This window comes from Nocardia sp. NPDC004711 (assembly GCF_053601595.1).
Window position 1 is genome coordinate 25,195 of the sequence record NZ_JBSGCB010000036.1, and the last position, 25,075, is coordinate 50,269.

General features: G+C 69.7%; 20 protein-coding genes. 6 read left to right on the forward strand and 14 right to left on the reverse strand.

Annotation, left to right across the window (positions count from 1 at the left end):
- Window position 1: 1 nt before the first annotated feature.
- From ACWEKS_RS31680 to ACWEKS_RS31690, 3 genes are read right to left on the reverse strand one after another with little or no spacing between them, the layout of a single operon-like run.
- Complete coding sequence (locus ACWEKS_RS31680) at window positions 2–3,331, reverse strand: SDR family NAD(P)-dependent oxidoreductase (protein WP_452343483.1); 3,330 nt, start codon at window positions 3,329–3,331, stop codon at window positions 2–4.
- Window positions 3,324–4,631, reverse strand: coding sequence for a beta-ketoacyl [acyl carrier protein] synthase domain-containing protein (locus ACWEKS_RS31685; RefSeq protein WP_452343524.1), 1,308 nt, complete (start codon window positions 4,629–4,631; stop codon window positions 3,324–3,326). Before ACWEKS_RS31685 ends, ACWEKS_RS31680 begins: the two co-directional genes overlap by 8 nt.
- A 5-nt stretch (window positions 4,632–4,636) precedes the next feature.
- Window positions 4,637–5,392 (reverse strand): thioesterase II family protein, encoded by a 756-nt coding sequence (locus ACWEKS_RS31690; RefSeq protein WP_452343484.1) that lies wholly within the window; start codon window positions 5,390–5,392, stop codon window positions 4,637–4,639.
- Between the two features lie 158 nt (window positions 5,393–5,550).
- Here ACWEKS_RS31690 and ACWEKS_RS31695 point away from each other — a divergent pair, with 158 nt between their 5' ends.
- The gene (locus ACWEKS_RS31695; protein WP_452343485.1) at window positions 5,551–6,207 is read left to right on the forward strand and encodes a GNAT family N-acetyltransferase; all 657 of its coding nucleotides are present in this window, start codon (window positions 5,551–5,553) and stop codon (window positions 6,205–6,207) included.
- Here ACWEKS_RS31695 and ACWEKS_RS31700 read toward each other — a convergent pair.
- A complete protein-coding gene (locus tag ACWEKS_RS31700) occupies window positions 6,162–7,478 on the reverse strand; it encodes a SidA/IucD/PvdA family monooxygenase (protein ID WP_452343486.1) in 1,317 nt (438 codons plus the stop codon). The two genes, ACWEKS_RS31695 and ACWEKS_RS31700, sit on opposite strands and share 46 nt — an antisense overlap.
- A 136-nt stretch (window positions 7,479–7,614) precedes the next feature.
- Here ACWEKS_RS31700 and ACWEKS_RS31705 point away from each other — a divergent pair, with 136 nt between their 5' ends.
- Window positions 7,615–8,079, forward strand: a complete 465-nt coding sequence (locus ACWEKS_RS31705; protein WP_452343487.1) for a hypothetical protein — start codon at window positions 7,615–7,617, stop codon at window positions 8,077–8,079.
- 80 nt (window positions 8,080–8,159) lie between these two features.
- Here the strand turns inward: ACWEKS_RS31705 and ACWEKS_RS31710 are convergent, their stop codons facing one another.
- The 3 genes from ACWEKS_RS31710 to ACWEKS_RS31720 form a co-directional block, all read right to left on the reverse strand.
- Entirely contained in the window at window positions 8,160–9,896 is a 1,737-nt protein-coding gene (locus ACWEKS_RS31710; RefSeq protein WP_452343488.1) for an ABC transporter ATP-binding protein, read from the reverse strand.
- Window positions 9,893–11,887 carry an ABC transporter ATP-binding protein gene (locus tag ACWEKS_RS31715; protein ID WP_452343489.1) on the reverse strand — a complete coding sequence of 665 codons (1,995 nt, stop codon included), beginning with the start codon at window positions 11,885–11,887 and terminating at the stop codon, window positions 9,893–9,895. Before ACWEKS_RS31715 ends, ACWEKS_RS31710 begins: the two co-directional genes overlap by 4 nt.
- A gap of 94 nt (window positions 11,888–11,981) precedes the next feature.
- Window positions 11,982–12,839 carry a DUF4190 domain-containing protein gene (locus ACWEKS_RS31720; RefSeq protein WP_452343490.1) on the reverse strand — a complete coding sequence of 286 codons (858 nt, stop codon included), beginning with the start codon at window positions 12,837–12,839 and terminating at the stop codon, window positions 11,982–11,984.
- Window positions 12,840–12,934: 95 nt separating this feature from the next.
- On the opposite strand from ACWEKS_RS31720, the gene ACWEKS_RS31725 reads away from it, so the two are divergent.
- Together ACWEKS_RS31725 and ACWEKS_RS31730 are read left to right on the forward strand one after the other, a co-directional pair.
- Window positions 12,935–13,903, forward strand: a complete 969-nt coding sequence (locus tag ACWEKS_RS31725; protein WP_452343491.1) for an RluA family pseudouridine synthase — start codon at window positions 12,935–12,937, stop codon at window positions 13,901–13,903.
- A gap of 46 nt (window positions 13,904–13,949) precedes the next feature.
- Complete coding sequence (locus ACWEKS_RS31730; protein WP_452343492.1) at window positions 13,950–14,714, forward strand: CPBP family intramembrane glutamic endopeptidase; 765 nt, start codon at window positions 13,950–13,952, stop codon at window positions 14,712–14,714.
- 133 nt (window positions 14,715–14,847) lie between these two features.
- Here ACWEKS_RS31730 and ACWEKS_RS31735 read toward each other — a convergent pair whose 3' ends face one another.
- From ACWEKS_RS31735 to ACWEKS_RS31750, 4 genes are all read right to left on the reverse strand, one after another.
- A complete protein-coding gene (locus tag ACWEKS_RS31735) occupies window positions 14,848–15,258 on the reverse strand; it encodes a hypothetical protein (protein ID WP_452343493.1) in 411 nt (136 codons plus the stop codon).
- Between the two features lie 211 nt (window positions 15,259–15,469).
- Window positions 15,470–17,632, reverse strand: a complete 2,163-nt coding sequence (locus ACWEKS_RS31740; RefSeq protein WP_452343494.1) for an MMPL family transporter — start codon at window positions 17,630–17,632, stop codon at window positions 15,470–15,472.
- 35 nt (window positions 17,633–17,667) lie between these two features.
- A complete protein-coding gene (locus ACWEKS_RS31745; RefSeq protein ID WP_452343495.1) occupies window positions 17,668–18,231 on the reverse strand; it encodes an EXLDI protein in 564 nt (187 codons plus the stop codon).
- A 269-nt stretch (window positions 18,232–18,500) separates the two neighbouring features.
- The gene (locus tag ACWEKS_RS31750) at window positions 18,501–19,487 is read right to left on the reverse strand and encodes a LysR family transcriptional regulator (RefSeq protein WP_452343496.1); all 987 of its coding nucleotides are present in this window, start codon (window positions 19,485–19,487) and stop codon (window positions 18,501–18,503) included.
- Window positions 19,488–19,547: 60 nt separating this feature from the next.
- Here ACWEKS_RS31750 and ACWEKS_RS31755 point away from each other — a divergent pair, with 60 nt between their 5' ends.
- Entirely contained in the window at window positions 19,548–19,967 is a 420-nt protein-coding gene (locus tag ACWEKS_RS31755; RefSeq protein ID WP_452343497.1) for a DUF5997 family protein, read from the forward strand.
- A 59-nt stretch (window positions 19,968–20,026) separates the two neighbouring features.
- Here ACWEKS_RS31755 and ACWEKS_RS31760 read toward each other — a convergent pair whose 3' ends face one another.
- The 3 genes from ACWEKS_RS31760 to ACWEKS_RS31770 form a co-directional block, all read right to left on the reverse strand.
- The gene (locus ACWEKS_RS31760) at window positions 20,027–23,401 is read right to left on the reverse strand and encodes an FAD/NAD(P)-binding protein (RefSeq protein WP_452343498.1); all 3,375 of its coding nucleotides are present in this window, start codon (window positions 23,399–23,401) and stop codon (window positions 20,027–20,029) included.
- A gap of 79 nt (window positions 23,402–23,480) precedes the next feature.
- Window positions 23,481–23,792: a hypothetical protein gene (locus ACWEKS_RS31765; protein ID WP_452343499.1), complete on the reverse strand. Its 312-nt coding sequence runs from the start codon at window positions 23,790–23,792 to the stop codon at window positions 23,481–23,483.
- Window positions 23,793–23,800: 8 nt separating this feature from the next.
- Window positions 23,801–24,190, reverse strand: a complete 390-nt coding sequence (locus tag ACWEKS_RS31770; RefSeq protein WP_452343500.1) for a hypothetical protein — start codon at window positions 24,188–24,190, stop codon at window positions 23,801–23,803.
- A 468-nt stretch (window positions 24,191–24,658) separates the two neighbouring features.
- On the opposite strand from ACWEKS_RS31770, the gene ACWEKS_RS31775 reads away from it, so the two are divergent.
- Window positions 24,659–25,075 (forward strand): effector-associated constant component EACC1, encoded by a 417-nt coding sequence (locus ACWEKS_RS31775; RefSeq protein ID WP_452343501.1) that lies wholly within the window; start codon window positions 24,659–24,661, stop codon window positions 25,073–25,075.

A 25,075-nucleotide genomic window follows, 5' to 3' on the forward strand; every position in this document is an offset into this window, starting at 1 on the left:
CCTAGTTGGTGTTCTCTGCCATCAGCAGCACGACATCGTCCAGCGACGCGCCGCCCAGGATCGCCGCGACCGGCAGCTCCCGGTCCAGCGACGCCTGGACCCGCTTGCGGAAGTCCAATGCCTGCACCGAATCCAGGCCCAGTGCGACCAGCGGCGTGGAGCGGTCGATGGTGTCGCCGGCATCGACGCCCATCACCCGTTCGAGTTCGGCGAGCACCTGGTCCGCCAGCGGGCGGTCCGGTGCCGACGCCACCGGCTGGTGATCAGCGGCAGGTACTGGCGGATTCGTCTCTGCGACAGGCTGATTCGCACCCACCACGGCAGCTGCCGTATCCGCGATACGCGACGGCGCAATCGTCTGCGGCTCCTGCACCTCCGACAGCACAGCAGCCTGGCCGAAGGCTCCCATGACGTCACGCAGGAACGGCCAGTCGGCGGAGATCACCACCGCGTCGGTCGGCTGCCCGGTGAACCCCGCGGCGATGGCGTCGGCCGGATTCATGGGGTACACCCCGGCGCTCTCGACCCGCGCCATACCCGCCGCATCGAGCGGACCCGCGACACTCCACAGGCCCCACGCCAGTGCGGCGCAATCGATCCCGCGCTCGCGCAGGCGGCGGGCGAGAATATCCAGCATCCGGTTGGTGACGGCATACAGAATCTGTCCGCGCCCACCGAGTGTCGCGGCCATGGACGAGCACAGCAGCACCCGGCCGTTCGGACGCAACGGCACCGCGTCGAGCACCGCCTCCAGGCCCAGCACCTTCGACGCCGCGGCGGTGGCGACCATCTCGGCGGTGATCTCCGCGATCCCGGCGTCCACATAGTTGACCGCCGCATGGACGAGCAGGCTCATCGGCCGCTCCCCCAGCCCTGCCGCGAGGCGCGCGACCGCGTCCGCATCGCTGACATCACAGGCCGCGACCACGATCTCGGTGGCACCGAGCGCACGCAGTCGCGCCACTTCCGCGGCGGCCGAGCCGGATTCGCCGGACCGGCTCACCAGCGTGATCCGCCCGGCGCCCTGCCGCGCGAAATGCTCGGCGAACAACAGCCCGAGCTTGCCGGTGCCACCCACGATCAGCACATGATCGAGCTCAGCGGCCTCCCCCGGCACAGACTCGTCCGCGACCAACCGCTTGACGAACACCTTTCCGCCACGCAGCGCCACCTCCGGCTCACCCGCCGTATGCAGCGCCGCGACAACCCGATTCGCCTCCCCGGCCCCGGCATCGGCCGCGAGATCCAGATGCCGGAACAGCACCCCGGGCTTCTCCACTCCGACACACCGGAACCCGGACGCCACGGCCCCGTGGAACAGCTGCGGCACCGTATCCTCCGGCACCACAACCTCACCCCCGACCGTCACCAGCCAGACCTCACCGCCCGCACGCACATCCGACACCGCGGACAGCCAGGTGCGCCCGGCGAAGAACTCCGTCAGCTCCATTACCGCCTCCACAGCGGTCGACTCGGGCAGCGCGGGCCACAGGATCACCACGCTGTCGAAGTCCGCCTGCTGCGGTGATTCCTTTCCGGTGCCGCGACCCGGGCCGGACAGCGTCGAGGCGGCTTCGACGGCCAGCGACTCGCCGAGCGCGCCCGGACCGGCGTTCTCCGCGGCGACCGCCGCCATTTCGGCCAGATCCAGCACCGAGCCGATATCGAAGCGGCCGACCGCTGTGCGGCCCAGCGGTTCCCGCTCGGCGCTACCGGAAGTCGCGGCGAGCGCGGCCGGCTCGAGGGCAATGGCCGTGGCGCCGTAGCGGTCTGCCGCGGCGAGCAGGGCAGCCACCTGTTCCGCGCAACGGCCGGTCGGATCGACGAAGGCCAGGCGTCGGGGCGGGGTCAGGGCGCGGCGCTCCCACGGGGTCCACTTCTCCACCAGGCGTTGAGGTTTGGGGACGGCCGGGGTCGGCGGGTCCACCGTGTCGGGGGCGTAACCCGGGTTGGCCCACAGGCGCTTGGGGTTCATGACCGTGTGGGGGAAGTCGCGCAATGGGAGGGCGGGGGGCGCGTCGGCGCGCAGGGCGGTCCAGTCGTAGGCGAGGTCGTGGACGGCGATGGCGGCCAGGTTGCGGGTGAATTCGCGCAGGGAGGTGGCGGTGCGCAGGGAGGTGCCGAGCACCTTGAAGTCGCGGGGGCCGCGGGACGGGTCGCGCGGGACCAGGGAGAGGTTCTCCTGGAGGGCCAGTTGCAGGACGGGGTGCTCGACGACCTCGATGAGGGTGTCGATGCCGTCGGTGGCGGCGGCGACCACGGCGCGGTCGAAGCGGACCCGGTTGCGCAGGTTCCAGTACCAGTACTGTTCCTGGATCAGGTCTGCGGTGATGGGGGCGCCGAGAGTCGCGCCGTAGCAGGGGATGTCGGTGTCCGTGAAGGCCGGGTCGCTCAGCTCGCCGCCGAGGAAGCCTTCGAATTCGGTGCGCAGCTCCGCCACGATCGAGGTGTGCGCGGGGTAGGCGACGCCGATCTCGCGGGCGAAATGGCCGCGTTCGATGGCGGTGGCGACCATGTCGGCGATGGTGTCGCGGTCGCCGGAAATGGCCATGATGTGCGGGGCGTTCACCACCGACAGCTCGGCCCAGCCCGAGTGGCGGGCCAGCAGCGCCTCGCAGTCCTCGCGGTTCATGGCCAGCACGGCCATGGCGTAGCCGCGCGGCGAGAGGCGCTCCACCAGGCGCGCGCGGTGGGTCACCACCAGCACGGCGTCGCGCACCGACATGACCCGCGAGACCGCGCCCGCGGCCAGCTCGCCCTGGCTGTGGCCGATGGTGGCGGCCGGGCGTACGCCGGCGGCCTGCCACATGGCGGCCAGACCGGCCATGTGGAACATCAAGGCGGGCTGCACCTCCCACACGGTGTCCTGGTACGCGCCCGCGGTGCCGAGCAGATAGTGCAGCGGCTGATCGTGGCCGAAGCGCTCGGCGTGCACGGCCGCGCACTCGTCGACGGCGGCCCGGTAGTGCGGCGACAGGTCGTAGTACAGCGCGCCCATGCCGGGACGCTGGCTGCCCTGACCGGGGAACACGAAGCCGATCCGGCGCGCGGTGGCGGGACCGTCACCCAGCACCACCGCGGGATGCGAGGTCCCGTCGGCGACGGCGCGCAGGGCATCGAGCAGGTCCGCACGCCCGGTGACCATGACCAGCGCCCGGTAGCGGCGGGCCGGGCGGGTGCGGAACAGCATGTCCGCCACCCGATCCGGGGCGACGGCGGGCCGCTGCTCCAGGTAGGCCAGGATGCCGGCGGCCTCGGCGCGCACGCCGGCGGCGGTGTCGGACGAGAGCAGGACGGGGATGCTGCCATCGGGCAGCCGGTGGCTACACATCGCTTTCCTCCAGCTCGGGCAGGCTCACGAGGGCATGGGCATTGGTGCCCGCGACACCGAACGAGGACACGGCCGCGTATCGCATGCCGTCCACGGCCGGCCAGGGTTCGAGTTCGGTGGCGAGCCGCAGAGTGGTCTCGGCCCAATCGATTTCGGCGGTCGGCCGGTCGGCGTGCAGGGTGGGCGGGATCTGCCCGTGCACTCCCGCCAGCAGCACCTTGATCAGGCCCAACACCCCGGAGGCGGCCTGCGCGTGACCGGCATTGGACTTCACCGAGCCCAGCCGCGGCCCCGCAGCGGACGGGAGGCCGTAAGTGGCTGCGAGCGCCGCCAATTCGAGCGGATCGCCCACCGGAGTGCCGGTGCCGTGACCCTCGATGAGCCCGACCTGTCCCGCGGAGATCCCGGACACGGCCAGGGTGTCGCGGATGAGCCGCTCCTGCGCCGCGGCGCTCGGCACCGCGATCGGCGCGCCCTTGCCATTGTGGTTCACGCGCGAACCCAGCAGCCGCCCGTACACCCGATGCCCGAGCGCACGCGCCCGCGACTCCCGTTCCAGTACAACGACTCCCGCTCCCTCGCCCCACAGCGTGCCGGTGGCGTCGGCGGAGTAGGACCGGCAGTGGCCGTCGGCGGCCAGCGCATTGTTCTTGGAGAACTCGTAGAACGCGCCCGGCGAACCCATGACGCACACCCCGCCCGCCAGCGCCCACTCACACTCCCCCGCCCGAATGGCGGCGGCCGCCTGATGCACGGCGGTGAGCGCGGACGCGCACGCGGTGTCGACGGTGACCGACGGCCCGATCAGGCCCAGCCCGTGCGAGATCCGCCCGGCCACCGCGCCCAGCGCGGTGCCGGTGGCCCGGTACCCGCTGTACTCGTTGACCGAGGCCGCCCGCGGCCCGTACTCCATGACCGAGGCGCCCATCCAGCATCCGGCCGAATCACCGTCCACCGCACCGGGATTGATCCCGGCCTGCTCGAGCGCCCGCCAGGCCACCCGCAGGCCGACCCGCTGCTGCGGATCCATGGCCACGGCCTCGCGCGGCGTGATGCCGAAGAACAGCGCATCGAAGTCGGTGGCGCCGGTGAGGAACCCGCCGGCGTCCGGCACCGCGCCCCAGCCCTCGTGCCGGTCCAGGGTCAGCAATTCCGCCAGCGGCCATTCCCGATCACGAGGAAAGGGGCCGAGCAATTCCCGCCCGGACGCCAGGGCCGCCCAGAATTCCGGCAGGGTGTCGATGCCACCGGGCGCCTCGATACCCATGCCGACGATCACAATGGGATCGCCGGAATCCAGCGCGCTCACGCGACGACGCTCTTCTCGGCTGCCAGCAGTTCGGCGATGCCGTCGACATGGTCGTTGAGATAGAAATGCCCGCCCGCGAACAGGGTCACCCGAATTCCGCCGCGGCTGTGGCTTTCCCATGCGTACAGGTCACGCGGCGCGACGAATTCGTCCTCGTCGCCGCCCAGCACCAGAATGGGCGCGTCCACGGCAATATCCTGCGCGCACGAATACGCGTCGAAGGCCCGGTAGTCGGCCTTCATGACCGGCAGCGCCATGCGCAGCACCTCGCGACTGCCCAGCACCTCCGCACCGGTGCCGTTGAGCGCCGACATGTGGTCGAGCAGGGCCTCGTCCTCGGTGGGATGCCCCGGCAGCGCGGCGACCCGGGCGGGTGCGGCGGCCGAGGAGGCGACCAGCAGTCGCACGCTCAGCCCCGCGGCCTCGGCCAGGCGGGCGAATTCGAACGCGATCACCGCGCCCATACTGTGCCCGAAAATCGTGAGGGGAACACCGTTTTCACGCGCCGATTCCCGGAATTCGGCGAAGGCCCCGGCCGCGATGTCGGGCAGCGTTTCCAGGGCCGCCTCGCGGGCCCGGTCCTGACGGCCCGGGTACTGGAACACCACGACATCGAATTCGGCAGCCAGCGTCTTGGCGAAAACCCGATAGGCGGAGGCGCCCGCACCGGCGTGCGGGAAGATCAGCAGCGGTGGCGCGGATTCCGCACTCGGGGCCTGAAATTGCCTGATCCAGCCGAGTTCCCGTGGCATTTCCCGCATCTCTCCTACGCAACTGCCCGACCGCATTCGGCGTCGGTTCCGCTTGTCCCCCTTGCAATGTCCGGGCAACCGTAACACCACCTACTTAGTATAGGCTAGCCTTACCAAGCAGGGTGATCAAGCTAACCGACGAACGGAGCGCCACAGCGATGAACCGGACGACCTACGTCCTCGCGCGCGAACTCACGGACCTTCCCGACCACATCCGCCGCGCGCCCGCACCGGTGCTGCCCGAGTTCGCCGCACCGTTCACGCTGCGGCCGGTGGACCTCGACTCCCGCGATCCGGAGACCATCACCGAATGGATGCACCGGCCGCACCTGCTCGAGACCTGGGAACAGGCCTGGGACGCCGATCGCCGCCGCGCCGACTGCGCGGCCCAGCTCGCCGGAACCTTCTCCCGCCCGTGCATTCTCGAATACGACTTCGCCGCCCTGGACCGCCCCGACCTGGGCAACCGCGAGGTGGCCTATGTGGAGTTGTACCGCCCCGCCAAGGACGAGATCGCGCGCCTCTACGACGCCGACGCCCGCGACATGGGCTTCCACATCGCCACCGCGGACACGACGCTGCTGGGCCGCGGCGTCATGTCGGGCTGGATGCGCCTGCTGGGGCAGGCGATCCTGGCGGCCGAACCCGAATGCCGCCGGCTGCTGTGCGAACCCGATCATCGCAACACCCCCATGCGGAAGGCGTTGGAGAAGATCGGGTGGCAGCACCTGGGCGACTTCGACATCCGGCCGGATCGGCGCATCTCGCTCTACGCGCTGCCGCGTAGCGCCGCCGACCTGCCCGAGATCCGGTAGCGCGGCGCGGGATTCACCGCCGGCTGCAGGATTCGGTCCGAAAGCTCCCCCAGGCAGCTGAGATTCGGGAATCCCGGACCCTGCGCCATGGCGGCCATGTTCGGCAGGTACAGCTTGGCGTCCAGCCCGGACACCGCCAGGTCGAAGCCGATGGCCGCCTCGATGCGCGCGGTCTCCAGCGGGCCGCCCACCGCCAGTTCGAGCAGATCGGTTGCGGCCGAATCGAACAGATCCAGGAACCACAGCGGTTGACCGCCGGTGGCGTCCACCACCAGATCGAAGGTATGCACCTGATCGGCGCGCAGGTCGTTGCGCAGGGTGAGGGCGACCCGGTCGTCCTGGTCGGCGAGGTTCACCACCCGGCCCTGCAGATGGTGAACCCGGTTGTCCCCCAGCAGGCTTTCCTGTACCCGCACCGAGAACACCCCGCGATCGGTGCGCCGGATGACATCGCGGCGCTCGGCCATGCCCAGGCCCGCCCACTTGGTCGGATCGCTGTAGAGCGAGTTCTCGAAATAGCTTTCACCGCGCGTGTACAGCGTCGCTTTGGGCGAGATCACCGAGACGGTGAGCATCTCGTGGCGAACCAGTTCGTCCAGCGCCGAACCCGCGGTCTCGCCGCCGCCGATCACCGCCACCCGCGAGGACGGGGGCAGTTCGCGGCGGCCCGCCAGCTCCCAGAATTCGGAGATGCTGAGTACCTTCGGGTGCTCGGCCAGGGCCCGGTCGCTGCGGCCGGGTCCGGTGATCATCACCGCGTCGCAATCGATCTCGTCCAGGTGGCCGGCGGTGTCGTCGGTGCGGCCGGCAGTGTCGGCGACCGACACCAGCCAGCCGTCGGCCGCGGCGGCGATGCCGGTCACCGTGCCCTGGACCAGATCCAGGTCGATGCGCCGGGCCACCCACTGCAGGTATTTGGCCCACACGTGATGCTGCGGGCTGGGCCGGCCGCGGTCGATCCACTCGGCGTAGGTGCCGTGCTCGACCAGGAAGGCGGTCCAGCTGAAAGCCCGCATGGCGGCGTCGATCTCGCGGTTGTGGCCGCGCGCCCAGGTCGAGTGGTACGGGAAGCCGACATCCTTCTCGGGGCTGGTGCCCAGGCGGTGCCGGCCGTCGGTCCAGCCGCCGGTGGGTAGCCAGTTGCCACCGACCGTCTGCGCCTCGACCACGGTCACCCACGGCGCGGGCAGGCCGAGTTCCCGCAGCACATGCGACTTGGCCGCTACCGCCAGGGCTTTCGGCCCCGCACCGACCACCAGAAGTGTCTCCACCGCTTCTCCGTCCCAGTTGCTCACTGTTGTCTGCCTCGCACAACCCACCAACCACTTTAGGTTTGCATAGCCTTACCTTATATTGCTTGGCAGCGCTTGCGAAGCGCTCGTGACGAAAACGATTGGACTGGAAACCATGCCCCGTACCTCGCGCCTCCTCGGTGCCGCCCTCGCCACCGCCGCCCTGCTCGCCGGAACCGGCGTCAGCGCCGTCACTGCCACGGCCGCACCGGCTTTCGCCCCCGTGCGCACCGCCGCCCCGAGCACCGGCGACCTGAAGGCCAAGCTGCAGACCGCCCTCAACACCGGCGCCCCGGCCGCCACCCGGGCCGCCGAGCTCGAGGCCGGCGAGGCCGGACTGCCGCTGCTGGACCAGATCGGCACCGCCATGAACGCCGCCCCGCCGAGCTTCCGCTGGACCATCCTGGGCCCGGTCACCGAGAACGGCGACACCCTCTCGGCCACCCTGCAGACGGCCGTCGACGGTTTCGATCCGTTCACCTTCCCGCTGACCTGGAAGCTCGTCGACGGCGACTGGAAGCTGTCCCGTGAGGGCGAGTGCACCGTCGCGAGCGTCGCGATGCTGCCCTGCAGCCTCTGACCCGTCGACATGACTCTGGCAATTCGAGAGTGACCCACCCCGAACGGCCCCGGACTCGCGCGGAATCCGGGGCCGTCCGGCTACGCGGGTACCGGCGCCAGACGCCAGCCGGAGGCACGGGTGCGCTCGGTCCAGAAGGCGGCGTAGCGGCCGCCGAGCGCGAGCAGCTCGGCGTGCGTACCGCGCTCGACGATGCGACCACCGTCCATGAACAGGATCTGATCGGCGTGCGCGATGGTCGCGAGACGATGCGCCACCACGAGAACGGTTCTGTCACGGGTGAGTTCGTGCACACCGCGCACCACCGCCGCCTCGTTGTGCGGGTCGAGGGCGCTCGTGGCCTCGTCCAGCAGCACGATCGGAGCAGCTTTGACCAGGGCGCGGGCAATCGAAACACGCTGGCGCTCACCACCGGACAGCGCGGAGCCACCCTCACCGACCGCGGTCTGCCAGCCGTCGGGCAGCCGGTCGGCGATCTCGTCCACCCGTGCGACCCGGGCGGCCGCGAGGACCTCGGCCTCGGTCGCGTCCGGACGGCCCGCCCGGATGTTCTCCAGCACAGAGCGATCGAAGAGGTAGACGTTCTGGAAGACCAGCGCCAGCCGGCTCAGCAGGGTCGCCGCGGGCTGCTCGCGCACATCGTGGCCGCCGACCAGGACACGACCGGAATCGGTGTCGTGGAAGCGGGCGGCCAGGCGCAGCAGCGTGGATTTGCCCGCGCCGCTGGGACCCACGATGGCGGTCGTGGTGCCGGGCACCGCGGTGAACGAGATGTCCTGCAGCACTGTCTCGTCCGGGCCGTAGCCGAAGCTGACCCGGTCGAACTCCACCTGCGGGGCGCCCGGCGGCACCGGTGAATCCGGCTGCGGCAGTGCCGGTTCCGCCAGCAACGCGCTCACCCGATCGGCCGCCGCGGCGGCGGAGCGCAGCGCGCCACCCAGCTGCGCGGCCTGGGTCAGCGGCTCGATGAAACGGGAGCTCACCGCGATCAGGGCGATCGCCGCGGCGGCGGAGAGCGCGCCGTCGGTGGCCCGGCCCACCACCAGGTAGACCAGTACCAGGAAGACGGCCTGCACCACCAGCGAGAAGACGATCAGGCCGGGCACCGCGGCGATCAGCAGGCCATTGGCGGCCCGGCGCTGGCGGGCCAATGCCGCGTCCAGCGCGCGATTACCCGCGCCGACCGCGCCCAGCGAACGCAGCACCGGTTGCGCCTGCGCGAATTCCAGCACCCGGACGTTCGCCTCGGCGGCGGCCTCGTGCATGCGCTCATCGGCGGCGACATAGGAGCGGTTGGCCCACACATTCACCACGAACAGCACCGGGGCCGTCACCAGCATGGCCAGCGAAATACGCCAGTCGACGACCAGCATGCCCACCGCCACACCGAGCGGAACCAGCACGCCGGTCAGCATTTTCGCCAGCAGATAGGCGATCAGGCCCTGCACCTCGCGGACGTTCTCGACCATCACCCGCGACAGCTCCCCCGCGTGCCGGTCGTCGAACCAGCCCAGCGGCAGGGCATTCAGGTGATCACCGAGCCGGGTCTGCAAACCGTGCTGCATGCCCACGCCGACGCGCAGGCCCAGCACCGACTGCAGGTAACCGAACACCACGACCCCGGCCACGGCCAGCGCCAGCCACAGCGTCCACCACCAGGCCCGGCCCAGATCCCGGTCGAACAGCGCCTGCAGGACCGGCACCAGCAACACGTAGGCGGCGGCCTGCGACAGCGCCTGGGCCACGATGGCCAGCAGCAGTCGCGGTGTCAGCCGCGCGAATTCACCCGGCACCAGGCCGAGCACCCTGCGGATCATCGATTGCCCTCCTCAGCAGCGACGGACAGGCCGGCCTTCGTCCCGGCCCGGCCGTCTCCGAGATCGCTTGCCACCGTGTCGGTTCCGTCCGACCGTGCGCCCGAAGCCCGGTCGACACTCCCGGCGGCGCGGTCGGCGCCGGCGACGGCCTCCAGGGCCGCCTCATTGAGTTCCCAGAGCCGCTGGTAGAGGCCGCCGGCGGTGTGCAGACTGGCGTGGTCACCCTGTTCGACCAGGGTTCCGTTCTCCAGCACCAGGATTCGGTCCACGCCGGTGATGGTGTGCAACCGGTGCGCGATGACCAGCACGGTGCGACCGGCCACCAGTTCGGCCAGCGCGTCCTGCACCGCTGCCTCGGATTCGGGGTCGGCGAAGGCGGTGGCCTCGTCCAGCACCAGGATCGGGGTGTCGGCCAGCAGGGTGCGGGCGATCGAAAGTCGTTGCGCCTCACCACCGGACAGCACAGCGTCCACCCCGATCTCGGAGTCGTAGCCGCGCGGCAGCGCCAGGATGCGGTCGTGGATGCGGGCCGCGCGGGCCGCGCGCTCCAGGGCCGCGGCATCGGCGCCGGGGCGGGCCAGGCGCAGATTGTCGGCGATGGTGCCACGGATCAGGCGGACGTCCTGGAAGACGAATCCGACCGTGCGATAGAGCTCTTCGCTCGGGAAGTCGCGAATATCGCGGCCACCGAGGGTGATCCGGCCCGCACGCACGTCGTAGAAGCGCGGCAGCAGCTTGGCCAGCGTCGACTTGCCGGAACCGCTGGGGCCCACCAGAGCGGTCATGGTGCCGGGCGCCAGCTCGAGGTCGAGGTCGCGCAGCACCTGATGGTCGGCGCGGTAGCCGAAACTCACACCCTCGAAACGGATCAGCCCGGCGGGAGCCTGCCGCGGTGCGGAATCGCCCGTGCCGGACGCCAATTCGGCGGTCTGCAGCAGATCGTGCAGCCGCAGCGCCGCGTCACCGGCCGTGCGCAGCGCCTGGGTGCCGTAGCCCAGACCCAGCAGCGAACTGCCCAGCCCGAGCCCGACCAGCAGGAACGGCAGCACATCCAGCGGCTCGATCCACTCGAGGCCCACGCCCGCGAGCCCGGCCACCACGACCAGCAGCATGACGAACACCGGCGAGACCACCGTGTCCGAGATCGACTGCACCGTCATCACCGGCAGTTTCAGCCGCCGCAGCCGCTCGGTCTGCTCCTCGACGGCGGCCCGGAACTCGCTGTGCGCCCTGCCCGCTCGCCCGAAGGCCCGCACCACCTGGATGCCGTCCACGAATTCGACGGTCGCGGCACGGGTGCGCTGCTCGGCGGCGTTGTAGGCCAGCAGGCGTTCGCGGCCGGGCTCGTCCAGCATCGCGCGCATGCACAGCGCGTAGACGACCAGCGGCAGCAGCAGGATCAGCGTCAGCCGCCAGTCCACGGTCGCCAGGTAGACCAGGGTGACCAGCGGGACCGTCACCGAACCGATGAAGTCCAGCCGCGCATGCGCCACCAGATAGTGCAGCGCCTCGACATCGTCCTGGAGGTACTTCTTCACCTCGGTGGAGGTACGGGCGCCGAACCAGCCCAACGGCACCCGGGTCAGCTTGTCGGCCAGCAGCCGGCGCAGGGTCAGCTGGTAGCGGGCGTCCACGGCGTGCGACCAGGTCAGCGCGACCGCCTGCAGCACCGCCCGGGCCACCAGCACCAGCACCGCGATCAACAGCAGCCGCCACACCCGGCCGGTGTCGGGCGTATCCCGCAGCAGCTCACGGCAGGCCGAGACGATCAGCAGGAACGGCAGCACCGAGCACACCGCGGCCACCGCCACGATCAGCCCGGCCACCGTGAGCGGCCCGCGCACCGGGGCGAGAATCTCCTTGCGCGCGGCGGCCTCTCGCCGCCGGCACGCCTTCACCTCCGCTTTCGCATCGGGCCCGCCCGTGTCGGCTGCCGCCGGGCCCGGATCGATGGCATGCGCCTCGACCGCGGGCGGTGACTCGACCGTCATCAGTCCGCCTCCCACCTTCCTCGGTCCGGCGCTCCCACGAACACCGGCGAGAAGATAGGTTAGGCTAACTTTTGCTGAACGACCATACCGTCGGTCAGCGCGGCACCTTTCCGGTCAGCTTCTTGCCGCTCGCGTCGTGGACCATGCACGTCGCGCGGCCATTGAGCTTGTTCCACTGGGTCTCGTTCGCCGGGTAGAGAATGAAGGTCTCCAGCTGGTCGTACATCGAGCTCTTGCTCAGCTGTTTGTCGATCTCGTCCAGGCAGGCGTCATTGGCCTGCTGGAACGAGGCATCCAGCGAACCCGGCCAGGAACCGGTCAGATGCACCTGGGCGATCACCTCGGCATCGTGCGCGGAATCGCAGGGCAGCACCGTCACCTTGCGAATGTGGTTGTTCTCCTCGACGGTCTGCAGGCAGTCACCGACCTTCACCTCGTCGACCGAGATGGAGGTGGGCGAATCCGGCAGGGCCGAGGTACGGGTCGTATTGTCCTGTGACGCAGAGGTATCCGGGCTGTTCACCGCGCCGACGGCGAGCAGGATCACGACGATCAGGGCCCACACGCCGGAGGCGGCCAGGCCGACGATGGCCAGCCCCTTGCCGCTCTGATTGCGCTGCTTGATCTGGGTCAGCGCGATGATGCCGAACGGGACGGCGAGCAGACACGCGCCGAGCAGACCGAGGATCAGCGTGGCGATGGCCAGGCCATTGGTGCCCTGCGGAGGCGCCGGCGCCATCGGATAGCCCGGCGGCATCGGCTGATACCCGGGCGGGTAGCCGGGCTGACCACCCTGGCTGTAATCCCACTGACCCGGCTGGCCGTAGGCGGGCTGGGCGTATCCCGGCTGCGGCTGGCCGTAGTCCGGTTGCGGGGGTTGTGGAACCTGGCCGTAGTCCGGCTGACCGGGCTGGCCCGGGTACCCTTGCGGCTGTTGGTCGTTCGGGTACACGAGACCCCCCGATCACTCGTTTCGACCCGGACATTCCGGGCGTTGGCCAACCGTACCCCCTGGTCCGGACAAACTCGGGGACTAGGGTTTGGCGAGTGAGACGCAGGCAGCAACCACCGCTACCCAAGCGGCACGGGCTGGACCCGGCCCGGTTGCGGCTACCCGAGGACGGCCACTGGACGACCATTCGCGACCACCTCGTGGAGCGATTGCCGCGGGTGCGCCCCGAACGCATCGACGAACTGCTGTCCACCGGCGGCATCGTGGATCTGGACGGCCCGATCACCCTCGACACGCCCTACGCGCCCGGCGGCGCGGTGTGGTTCCACCGCGATCTGCCGGACGAGACCGAGGTTCCGTTCCCCATCGGCATCGTCTACCGCGACGACGACATCCTCGTCGCGGACAAGCCGCACTTCCTCTCGACCATCCCGCGCGGGCAGCACATTCTGCAGACCGCCCTGGTGAAACTGCGCCGCGACCTGGACCTGCCCGATCTGGTGCCCGCGCACCGGCTCGACCGGGTCACCGCCGGGCTGGTGCTGTTCATCGTGAATCCGGCGGTGCGCGGGGCGTATCAGACCATGTTCCACAAGCGGCTGGTGCACAAGGAATACGAGGCCGTCGCGCGCTTCGATCCGGAGCTCGCGCTGCCGCGCACGATCATCAGCCGGATCGTCAAGGAGCGGCAGGTGCTGCGCGCCTACGAGACCGCGGGCGAACCGAATGCGGAGACCCTCGTCGAATTGACCGAGCAGCGGGACGGATTGGGGCGCTACCGGCTCCGGCCGCGGACCGGGCGGACGCATCAGATCCGGCTGCACATGAACAGCCTCGGGGTCCCGATCCTCGGTGACGACTTCTATCCCGAACTCACCGACAAACCGGTCGACGACTACACCCGGCCACTGCAACTGCTGGCCTCGGCACTGGAGTTCATCGATCCGATCACCCGGGAGCCGCGCCGCTTCGACACCGCGCGCACGCTGCAGGCCTGGGACGATCCCGAGGGCTGGGCGAGCGGACGAGCGCCGGCGGCCGGGTATTCCGCACAGCGGGATTAACCACAATCGAAGGCCGTTCCAAGAATCCACTCGTAGACTGGCCGGGATGTCGCGAAACGATAACGGCGCGGTCGCGGTGCTCCCTGACCCGCCCCCGCTGCCCGGCCACAAGCTGCACGCCTACGTGGATGTGGCCGTCGTCGTTGTGGTCCTGATCTGCACGAATCTCATCGCGCACTTCACCAACCGGTGGGCCAGCATCTTCACGGTGCCGATTGCCGCACTGATGCTGGTCGCCCTGGTGCGCCGCCGCGGGCTGGGCTGGGAGGACCTCGGCCTGTCGCCGCGACAGTGGCGGCGCGGGTCGCTGTGGGCGCTGGCGGCGGTGGGCGTGGTGCTCGCGGCCGTCGCCATCGGCGCGGCACTGCCGATCACCCGGCCCTTCTTCCTCAATGACCGCTACGCCGCGGTCTCGGGCGCGCTCATCGCGTCCATGATCGTGATCCCGCTGCAGACCGCGATCCCGGAGGAGCTCGCCTTCCGCGGCGTGCTGCACGGCACCCTGGACCGGGTGGCCGGGGCGCGCGGGGTGTTCGCGGCGGGATCAATGCTGTTCGGGCTCTGGCACATTGCCTCGTCGCTGGGATTGACCAGCGGGAACAAGGGACTGACCGGATTCCTCGGCGGCGGCCCGGCCGGACAGCTGCTCGGCATCGGGCTCGCGGTCCTCGCGACCGCCGGGGCGGGCGTGGTCTTCACCTGGCTGCGGCGCCGCAGCGGCAGCCTGCTCGCGCCCATCGCACTGCACTGGGCGGTGAACGGCGCGGGCGCGCTGGCCGCGGCCGTGGTCTGGCACGTGACCGTGCACTGACCGCGGCCGGGCGCGCGAACGGAGAGGGGGCCGGCTGACCTGGGAACAGAGGATTATGGTCAGCCGGCCCGGGGACGGTTCGGCGGGTCGGGCCCATACCGAACCGAGTCTTTTCCGAGCTCGGGAAGCTCTGCTACGAGCCCAGGAAACCCAGCGGGCCCGCGCCGCAGGTGGCGCTGCCGGTCAGGGTGGGCTCGAGGACGTTCACCTTCAGCTCCCAGGCCGAACCCTGCAGGGTCGACAGGGTGTGGGTGCCCGCGCTGTGCGGGGTCCACTGAATGGTGGCCTGCCCGTTGCTCGGGGTGATCGGGCTGCCCGAGATGATCGCGCCATTGTCGTAGAACCAGGCCTGGATCCAGCTGTCATAGGTCGCGGTGATCTGGTACACGCAGCCCATATAGATATTGCGGGCGTTCACCGACAGGCCGGTGGGTACGGCCGAGGCGGTGGAGGCGGTCAGGCCCACGGAACAGGCCATCGCAGCGACGGCGGTGAGGCCGACGCCGGCCCGCCGGGCGATGCGCTTGTTCAGGGACACTGTCATGTCTTCAACTCCTTGGTGCCAACCCGCTTCGTTGCGGTCCGGCGAACTGTATCGGTTGTCCAGTTCATTGCGTGGCACTTTTGAGAAAATACTGAAACACGTTTCTGTCAGACGCGGTGCCATGCAGGTCAGCGGCATGATCGCAGCAACGAGATCGGCCCGCCTCCCCGGAGGAGAAGCGGGCCGAACCGTTCGGAGCAAACTCTGATCGTCAGCGGCGAGCGTCGCTCACCACATCGGACGGCGTCCATTCCGTATCCCACTGCGGCTGCTGTTCCGCATCACCGCCGTGGCCCGGCCACCAGGCGCGGCGGCCGATCAGCGCGGTCACCGCGGGGGTGAAGAACATGGCCATGACGAACGCGGCGATGGCGATACCGACCGAGATGGCGAAGCCCATCTGCGACAGGGTGTCGTTGCCCGCCAGCATCATCGAGGCGAAGGTGCCCGCCAGGATGACACCGGCCGCCGCCACCGTCGGGCCGGTGTGGCGCAGGGCCAGGGCGGCCGCGCGGTGCGGGTCGTTGCCCTCCCGCGCCTCCTCCCGCAACCGGGCGACCATGAGGATGTTGTAGTCCGTCCCGAGGGCGACCACGAACAGGTACATGATCAGCGGCAGCGTGAAGATCAGCCCCGAATCCCCCTGCAGATGCTGGAAGACCAGCACCGCCGAACCCAGCGTCGCGGCGAAGCCGAGGAACACCGACGCCATCAGGTACCAGGGCGCCACCACGCTGCGCAGCAGCAGGGCCAGCACGATCATGATCAGGATGGCCGCCACCGGGAACACCACCGTGTAGTCCCGGTTCATGGCGTGCTGGAAGTCGACGAACACCGAGGTCATGCCGCCCACCACTGCCGAGGTGCCGACCGGGGCCGCCGCATGCGCGGCATCCCGGAGCGGACCCTTCACGGTCTTCAGGGCCGCATCGGATTCCGGCTTGTCGGACAGCGTCACCTGATATTCGGCGACCGTCTTGTCGGCCGACAGTGCCGGCTGCGGACCCACCTCGCCCACACCGTGGACGCCGCGCAGTGCCGCGCCGAAGGCGTTCAGCTCGTCGGCGCTCAGCGCGCCGTGCTCGCTGCGCAGATACACCTGCGAGGGCTGGGTGCTGCCCGCGGGCATGCCCTTGAGCAATTCCTTGCCGTAGACCACGGATTCGGAGCTGCCCGAGGTCGAACCCGAGCTCAGGTCGAAGGTCGGATTGAAGCCGAAGGCGAAGACGCCCAGGGCGATCAGGACACCACCGGACGCCACGGCGAACAGACCCGGCCGCTTGCCCAGCGCGCCGCCCACGGCCGCGAACCGCGCACCCGTCGGCTCCACCTGCCAGGCCTTCGAGGGCCAGAAAACCTTGGTGCCCAACAGGGAGACGATCGCTGGGATGAGCGTGAGCCCGGCCAGCAGCGCCACCGCGACCGCGATGGCCAGGGCGATACCCATGGACCGGAACATGCCCAGGGTGGACAGCGTCAGCGCGCCGAAGGCGATGATCACCGCCGCGGCCGCCGAGGTGATGGCCTCACCGACCCGGGTGACCGCGCTGACCACAGCCGTCTTGGCGTCCTCACCGGCGCGCAGGCGCTCCCGGAAGCGGAACATCAGGAAGAGGATGTAGTCGGTACCGACGCCGAAGAGCACCACGACCAGCAGCGACTGCACCGAGCTGTCGATCTTGAGGTCGAAGGTGTTGCTGGCGATCGCGATCAGACCGCTGGCCAGCGGGGACACCGCGATGAAGATGACCAGGATGGGCAGCAGCGCGATGATCGGGCTGCGGAAGATGAGCAGCAGCAACACCAGGATCAGCACCACGGTCGACACACCGATGATGATCAGGCCCTTGGTACTGGAATCCTGCTGATCCAGGGTCTGGGCGGCGGTACCGGTGATGCCGGCCTTCAGGTCGGTGCCGTTCACCTGTTCCTTCAGCGCGTCCCGGAGGGACTTCACCGCGTCGGACTGGTGGGTGTCATTGGCGCTGGTGACCTTGGTCATCTGCACCGCGACCACCTCGATCGACCGGTTCTCCGCGGGGGGCACCGCTTGGATTCCGGTGACATCCTTGATGTTCCGCTCCGACAGCTTGGTCGCGGCGGCGGCCACCGCGGTCGAGTCGGCATCGGTCATCGGGGCTCCGTCGGAGCGTTCGAAGACGATGAGCGCAGCGGGGGTATTGCTGCTGGGAAATGCCTGCTGCTGCAACTTCGCTGCCTGGATGGATTCGTAATGCGAAGGCAGGAAGTCGGATTGGTCGGTGGTGGCGGTGAGCTTCGGCGCGGTGGCGACGACCGCGACAATGGCGATCAGCCACGCGGCGATCACCAGCCACGGGAATCGGACGACGAAGCGTCCCAAGCGGGAGAACATGCGGGAGAAGTCCTTTCCGGGTTCGGCCGCGTTATTCAGATGTCGAGGACCTGCGAGGAGGGGTTCTCCACCACGTCGGCGACGATGCGATAGACCTTCGCCGGAATGCGGTCGCGCAGTTCCGCGAGCGAGTCCACGATCTCCAATGTGAAGTCGCCATAGCCATCCTCACCCAGGCCGAGGAGTTCGCGCCAGTTCTTAAATCCCTTGGCCCAGTTCGTGAATACCGCAAGGTCCGACTGGTCGGAACTGTTTCGGGCGGTGCGGAACTCCTCCTTCCGCTCGCGCGCGGCGTTCTTGGAGGCCTGGGCGAAATCCGACCACTCGACATAATGCCGGTGAACGACCAGCTTGCCCTTGCGGCTCAGGAAGACCTGCACGGACTCGCTGCCCTCCTTGGTCACGTGCTGGGCCTCGGCCAGCAGCCGGCCGACGAAGCGCTGGGTGCGGCCACCGCCGGGGCCGACGCGCAGCGTGATCTCGCGCATGCCCTCGGGCAGCGGGTCCGGCACCAGCTCGGTGCCGGTCGCGGCCGGGGCCTCCGGCGCCGGGGCGTCCTGCGGGTCGGCGTCGTTGGACTTGTCCATATCGAGGGCCATGGGGTGCTCCAAATCATCAGTGAATGCGCATATGGGCATGCGTGTACATCACGGCCCTGTGGGTCGATACCCGCTGCGCCGCTGCACTTCTCAGGGTTCCGGACGGTCATTCCCCGTCTTCAGCCACTATAAGTAGACGTATACGTATAGCGCAACCCTGACTCGACCCTGAACTTTCTCCAGATGCTTCCCCGAGCATCCGGACACGAAAGGGCCCGCCTCCCGAACGGGAGGCGGGCCCTCGTGGGTCGTCCACGCGGAGCTGCTCGCTAGCGCCCGCGCCGCTTGCCCGGCTTCTTCGCACCGCCCTGCTTCGACTTCGCGGCGGTCTGCGGCTTCTTCCCCCCGGCCTGACTGCGCGCCCCGCCCGCCCTGGCCGCACCCGTCCGCTTCGGCGAATTCTGTTGCCCCGCAGCCTTGTCCGGCTGCTGACCGGACGGCGAACGGGAACTGCGCTGGGAGCGGCCGCGCACCACGCCCACGAACTCCTCCACCAGCTCGGTGGTGCGGTCGGCGGGCCAGGCCAGCGCGATCTCGGTCTCGGGCACATCGGTGACGGTCCGGTAGACCAGGTCCTTGCGGTGGTGCAGGCGGGCGATCGAGTGCGGCACGATGGCCGCCCCGCTCACCGCGGCCACCAGCTCCATGGTCATGGCGGCGTCGTCCAGGTCGGCGGCGTCCTGCATGCGCTCATCGGACAGATCGGCCGTGGCGACCTGATCGAACAGGGCGATCGGATGATCCTTGGGGACGACCACCACCGGGACCTCGCGGTAGAGCGGAATCGCGCTCACCCCATCGCGATCGATGGGCAGCCGCACGAAACACATGTCGACCGCGTCCGTGCGCAGGGCCTGCTCCTGCTCCTTCATCGGGATCGGCGTCAGCTCCAGCGCGACCTCGGGGAACCGCTCGCGCCAGATGCGCTCCCATTTGGTGACGGTCACGCCCGGGACGAAGCCGACCCGCAGGCGGTCCGCCGCGGCCGGCGCCGGCGCCGGCTGCGCGGCCGCGGCGGCCGCGATGAGGGCGCGGGCCTCGTCCAGCAGCACCCGCCCGTCCTCGCTCAGCTGGGTGGGCTGCGCGCCCGGTACGAACAGTCTGGTTTCGAGCTCTTCCTCCAGCTCGATGACCGTCCCGCTCAAGCGCTGCCGCGAAATACCGAGGCCACGCGCCGCCCGGGCGAAATGCAATTCCTCGGCAACCGCGACGAACCAGCGCAGGCGCGTCAGATCGATGGACTCCAACCGGCTCATGGCGTCCACGGTATTGCACCGGCCAGCAGGTTCACCCCACCCGCCCGATACCCTTGATCGGTGAGCCCGGACAAGAACCCCCAGACCATGAAGCCGCTCACCGCGGCGAACAAACTCGGCATCTACCTCCCGGCAACCCCGGCGGAGTTCCGGAACTCACCCGTCACCCGCGCTCAGCTCGAGGAACTGCGCACCGATCCCCCGCAGTGGCTGCTCGAGCTGCGGGCCAACGGCCCCTTCCCGCGCGATGTGGTGGCCCGCAAGCTGGGCATCTCCAACTCCGGTCTGGCCCGCGCCGGCGTCGCCGACGCCCTCACCGCGGACGAGATCGCGGCCCTGCTCGCCGACCCGCCCGAATGGCTGCTCCGGGAACGGGAGAATCTGGTCGCCGTCCGCAAGGAAGCCGACCGCGTCAAGGAGAAGGAGGCCGCCCGCCGCGCCGCCTCCAACCGCCCGCCCAAGAACCGCTTCGGCAACTGAACGCGACGCCCCGGCTCGGTCATCCGCGCTGAACTCCCTTCCGCCACCGCCGAATCGGATCAGATCCGGCGCAGTACCCGGTCGACCAGGTCGGGCGCCGCGCCGAGATAGTTCTCGGGGCGGAGGAGTTCGGCCAGTTGGGGTTTGGTCAGATGCAGGGCGATATCGGGGCATTCGGCGAGGATGTCGGCCAGCGGCCGGGTCGTGGTCCGGGCCTCGAAAGAGGCCGCCTGCAAGGCTTTCTTGGCGATCGGCTTGCCGAGCAAGGGGGCCAGGCGGATCGAGAGGCGTTCGGCGACGATCTGCCCCTCGGTGAGCGAGAGGTTCTCGGTCATGCGGTCGGCATCGGCCATCAGGCCCGCGGCGAGTTCGACCGCGGTGTGGGCGGCGCCGCCGACCAGGAGCAGGCATTCGCGCAGCGGCTGCCATTCGGCGTGCCAGGCGCCGGCGGGACGCTCGTCCTCGGCCAGCAGCGCGCCGAACAGCGTCGAGGCCAGCGCGGGGACCTGCAGCGCCGCCGCACGAATCATGGTGCTCAGCACCGGGTTTCGCTTCTGCGGCATGGCCGAGGATTCGCCGCGGCCCGGGGCGGCGGGCTCGAGCAGTTCGGCGGTCTCGTCGCGGGACTGGGAGATCACGTCCACGGCCAGCTTGCCCAGGGTGCCGGAGGTCAGGGCCAGCGCCGCGGCCAGATCGGCGATCGGCGTGCGCACGGTGTGCCAGGGGGTGGCGCTCACGGTGAGAGAGAGTTCCGCGGCGAACTCGCGGGTGAGGCGCTCCATGATCTCGCCGGCGGGCGCCTGCGACAGTTCCGACTCCGCGCAGCGCGCGCATTCGATATAGGACGCCAAAGTGCCCGCCGCGCCGCCCAATTGGACCGGCAGCGTGTCGCGCACGCGGTCCAGGCGTTCGCGGGCGTCGAGCAGGCCCTGCATCCACACCGCCACCTTCGCGCCGAAGGTCGTCGGCACCGCGTGCATGGCGAGGGTGCGGCCGGCGATCGGGGTGGTGCGGTGGCGGCGGGCCAGCTCGGCCAGGGAGCCGACGATGGTGTCCAGGTCCGCGATCAGCACGGCCAGCACCCGGGCGGCGATCACCATGGTCGCGGTATCGAGTATGTCCTGGCTGGTGGAGCCGTAGTGCACGTAGTTCGCACTCACCGGATCCACGTCCGCCACCGCGTCGTGCAGGCGCTCCACGAAGGTCACCACCGGATTCGCGGCGCCACGCGAGGCCCGCGCGATCTCGCGGGCGTCGAACGCGTGCTCGCGCACCGCCACCGCCAGATGATCGGTGACGATGTCGGGCACCATGCCCAGGCGGGCCTCGGCGCGCGCCAGCGCCAGCTCCACCTCCAGCATGGCCTCGATCCAGGCGTCGTCGCTCAGCAGGGACTCCACCGGCGTGCCCACCCCGACGGGGGCCAGCAGACCACATTCCAGCGCCATGTCATCGTGCCTTTCACTGTCGTGCCGGAGTTCGAAATGCCGCTGCACCCCAAGCTGATTCGGCGGGATCGCCGGGCCCTCGTACCGGTGGGCGGTGAGGATCTCGCGGGCGATGGCGTCGCCGTCGGCCAGCGTCACCGAATTGACCCCGGGTCGCGCGCCCGCCGCCGTCACCCAGCGCACCGCCTCGGTCGGCACTCCGAAGGCGTAGCGGCGCGGGTGGATTCGCCCGAAGGTGTCCACCGGATGGAACGAGCCCGGCGCGAGCGCCAGGCCGCCGGTGCGGTAGCGGCTGCCGTCCGGGGAGGCGATGACGTAGCCGCGCACCTCCTCGCGATGCAACAGGTTGCGCAGCAACGGATCCGCGGTGCGATGCAGGTCCGGTGCGGGCATCCAGGCATCGATGAGAGTCTGTGCCGACGCCACCGAATCACCCACCAGGGGTGAATCGGCGACGAAGCACTCGTGCCCGGTGTCCGCCCGGACCCGCATGCCGGGACCGGCGACTCGCACCACACCCGCGCGAATCAGTGCCGCCAGTTCCGAAATCCGGTGCGCCGGTGGTCCGATGGAGAGGAAGGCGTTCATCGGTGTGTACCAGCGATCCAGGTCGTCGCGGTAGGAGGAGCCCGCGATGCCGCCGTGGTCGACGACCAGCCGGACCTCATTGCGGAGGTCGCGCAGGACATCCAGCGCCGCCTTCACCGGGCCGTGCACATTGCCCAGGCGCGCCTGCCGCACATCGGCGTCGAGGTAGGCCAGCAGCCAGGCGTGGAAATCCCCGGGATCGGTGAAGCAGCGGCCGCCGGTGGGGTCGGCGAGTGCGCTCCAGTCCCAGCGGTCCTGCGGGGGCACGCCGAAGCGGTTCAGCAGTTCCCCGGCGTCCTCGGCGGTCGGGGCGATCAGGTAGCGGTCGCGGAAGGAGGCCAGGCGGTGCGGGCTCACCCGGTCCGCGATCAGGCGGGTGTAGTAGACCGATTCGACCTCGCGCGCGATATGCGGCCAGACGTCGCGGCGGAAGGAGACGTCGCCGAATTTCCGTGCGCGGTGGCGTAATCGGGCGATGCGGTCGGCGTTGAGCAGCAACGGCTCGTAGCGGCCGGCCACCCCCTTCTGGTGCTCGCCGCGCGCGTGATGCGGGATGCCGCGGCGGCAGCCGGTGACGATGAGCGGCTCCCGGCCCGAGGCGACGTACTCCAGCCCGGCCTCGGACTCCTTGAACCGGCCGCCGCGGCCCGCCGTCAGCAGGGCGAGGTAGTCGAAGAAGGTCAGGCCCAGGCCGCGGATGATGACCGGGTCGCCCTCGGGAATGCGGTCCAGATCCACATCGGCGGCATTGCCGGGCGGAATGTAGGTGAGGCCCAGGCGATCCGCGGTGTCGGCGAGCGAACCGGCCGTGCCGGGCGGCGCTTCGGCCAGGTGGCCCTGGGTGAGCACCACCGCGTGCAATCCGCGCAGGCGTTCGCCGGTATCGAGTTCCAGCTCCTGGAATCCGCCGGGGCCGTCGCGCATATCCACCACGGTTGCCACGATTTCGCTTACCCGCACCCAATCGGCGTATCTGTCGCGGGTGCGCTCGAAGGCCCAGCGCAGGTAATGGCCGTAGAAGGCCCGTGGTGGATAGCTCTCCGGGGAAATCCGCAGGGCCGCAGCGTAAGCATCGCCGGGCAGGCTCGCGAAATTGCCGATCTTCGCCAGAAAGTTCGACCATTCGTAGAGGCTGGGGCCGCGTTCCACCGGGCCCGCCATCTCGACGGTGTCGTCGGTGAATATGGTGACCTGCTCGGCGACCGTGTTCATGAGCAGGTGCGCGGGCTGGTCGGTGCGCCAGACCGCGCCGGTACCGACCCGTGTCGAATCGATGAGCACCAGTTCGACGCCGGCCGAGATGCCTAACTGCCGAGCGTTGGCGCAAATGCGTTCGAAAACATTCAGACCCCGCGGTCCCACTCCAACTATGGCGATCCGTAAAACATTGTCGAGCATGCAAACTCACCGATCGCGCTCGATTAGCCGTGACCGAATCCGGGCACGTCGGCGAGGTTAGCGCGGCGCGGACAAGCGCTCAAGAATGGACGGTACGGTACGCCTGGTTCGTCTGAAATGTCGAAAGCTGCTGTGCGGCACGGCGCTCCAGCGCCTCCGACAGGCAGGCCCGCAGCAGCGCCGAAACCGCCAGCGCGGCACCGACCCAGTTCGATGCCGGGTAACCGAATCCGGCCGCGATCACCAGCCCGCCCAGCCACGCCGAGATGGCATTGCCCAGGTTGAACGCACCGATATTCATGGCCGAGGCCAGCGTCGGCGCCGCGTGCGCCTGATCGAGCACCCGTTTCTGCAACGACGGCACGGTCGCGAAGCCGAGCACGCCGATCACGAAGATCGTCACGGCTCCCCGATCCTGTCGCGCGCGGTCACCGTGAACAGACCCAGCGCCACCGCGAGCCCCGCCGGCCGCGCGACCAGCATGAGCATCGGCGCCCGGTCGGCGAATCTGCCGCCCACCAGGTTTCCGGCGAACATGCCGAGGCCGAACAGCACCAGGAGCCAGGTCACCGACCCGTCGGCGAAACCGGTCATCTCGGTCATCATCGGGGCGATATAGGTGATGGCCGCGAACACGCCGCCGAAACCCAGCACCGTCATGGCCATGGCCAGCGGCACCCAGATGAAGCGGGTGGCCAACACGATCGTCCTCTCCAATCCGCCACCACCCGCCTGGTGACTCGCCTCGAAGATCGTGGGCCCCTCGAGCGCTACCGCTGCCCTGACCACCGCAGCGGCACCTACACCAAGGTCACCGACTCCGGGCACAACCTCCCGGTAAAAGCTCGCCCACCACGGCCACCGCGAGGCCCTCACCGTGGTCTCCCGCAATCCAGAACTGGCACCGCTCGTCCACACCCTCGAATCGCTCCGCACAACAGCCTGATTCTCAGGACCGACCCGCGGCGCGGAGCCCTGCGATAGCTGTCCGCAAGTAGTCGGCTACCTACAACACGCAGCGAAGGGTCGACTCGTGGGTTGTCGATCTTGTTGTGCCACAACGGACTCGGCGCGCCGCGGCGGCGATGGCCGGCTCCATCCCACTGCGGATGATGGCATAGCACGAGCCGCATTGCCCGTTTTGCCAGGTTCGGGTAGTCGCGTACGCGTGAGACGCCGGATACCAGCGATGAGAATCGGTCTTGTCGATTCGCATCCTGGTCGGCGTCGGCCGCCCAGGCGGGAAAGAGGTTTCCGATGGGTATCGCGCAGAACGACCACCGCGGCGTGACAGTTCGAGTATCGATGGCCGCCACGGAGATCGACGACGAGCGCTTGGACCGGCAGACCCGGATGCTGCGGGCGGAGCTGGCCGCGCTGGACGGCGTCGAATCGGCGGCGCTGGCGCGGGACAGCGCCGGAACGGCGCCGGGTACGAAGGTGGCCGACCCCATCACGATCGGCGCGATCGTGCTGGCGCTGAGTGCTTCCGGCGGGGTGTTCACCACCCTGATCGAGACGGTGCGGGACTGGCTGGGCCGCCACCCGGGCACCCATCGGGTGACGGTCACGATCGACGGCGAGAGCATCGAGCTCGAGGCCGCGAGCGGCGACCAGCAGCGCGCACTGGTCGACGCCTATATTCGCCGCAACGGCGGCGTCGTGGCGGGGTGA

What these genes read in the sequence shown, in the direction of transcription:
- ACWEKS_RS31680 (WP_452343483.1), bottom strand. Translation starts at nt 3,331, where the DNA reads ATGTGTAGCCACCGGCTGCCCGATGGCAGCATCCCCGTCCTGCTCTCG.
- ACWEKS_RS31690 (WP_452343484.1), bottom strand. Translation starts at nt 5,392, where the DNA reads ATGCCACGGGAACTCGGCTGGATCAGGCAATTTCAGGCCCCGAGTGCG.
- ACWEKS_RS31695 (WP_452343485.1), top strand. Translation starts at nt 5,551, where the DNA reads ATGAACCGGACGACCTACGTCCTCGCGCGCGAACTCACGGACCTTCCC.
- ACWEKS_RS31705 (WP_452343487.1), top strand. Translation starts at nt 7,615, where the DNA reads ATGCCCCGTACCTCGCGCCTCCTCGGTGCCGCCCTCGCCACCGCCGCC.
- ACWEKS_RS31710 (WP_452343488.1), bottom strand. Translation starts at nt 9,896, where the DNA reads ATGATCCGCAGGGTGCTCGGCCTGGTGCCGGGTGAATTCGCGCGGCTG.
- ACWEKS_RS31715 (WP_452343489.1), bottom strand. Translation starts at nt 11,887, where the DNA reads ATGACGGTCGAGTCACCGCCCGCGGTCGAGGCGCATGCCATCGATCCG.
- ACWEKS_RS31730 (WP_452343492.1), top strand. Translation starts at nt 13,950, where the DNA reads ATGTCGCGAAACGATAACGGCGCGGTCGCGGTGCTCCCTGACCCGCCC.
- ACWEKS_RS31735 (WP_452343493.1), bottom strand. Translation starts at nt 15,258, where the DNA reads ATGACAGTGTCCCTGAACAAGCGCATCGCCCGGCGGGCCGGCGTCGGC.
- ACWEKS_RS31740 (WP_452343494.1), bottom strand. Translation starts at nt 17,632, where the DNA reads ATGTTCTCCCGCTTGGGACGCTTCGTCGTCCGATTCCCGTGGCTGGTG.
- ACWEKS_RS31745 (WP_452343495.1), bottom strand. Translation starts at nt 18,231, where the DNA reads ATGGCCCTCGATATGGACAAGTCCAACGACGCCGACCCGCAGGACGCC.
- ACWEKS_RS31750 (WP_452343496.1), bottom strand. Translation starts at nt 19,487, where the DNA reads ATGAGCCGGTTGGAGTCCATCGATCTGACGCGCCTGCGCTGGTTCGTC.
- ACWEKS_RS31760 (WP_452343498.1), bottom strand. Translation starts at nt 23,401, where the DNA reads ATGCTCGACAATGTTTTACGGATCGCCATAGTTGGAGTGGGACCGCGG.
- ACWEKS_RS31775 (WP_452343501.1), top strand. Translation starts at nt 24,659, where the DNA reads ATGGGTATCGCGCAGAACGACCACCGCGGCGTGACAGTTCGAGTATCG.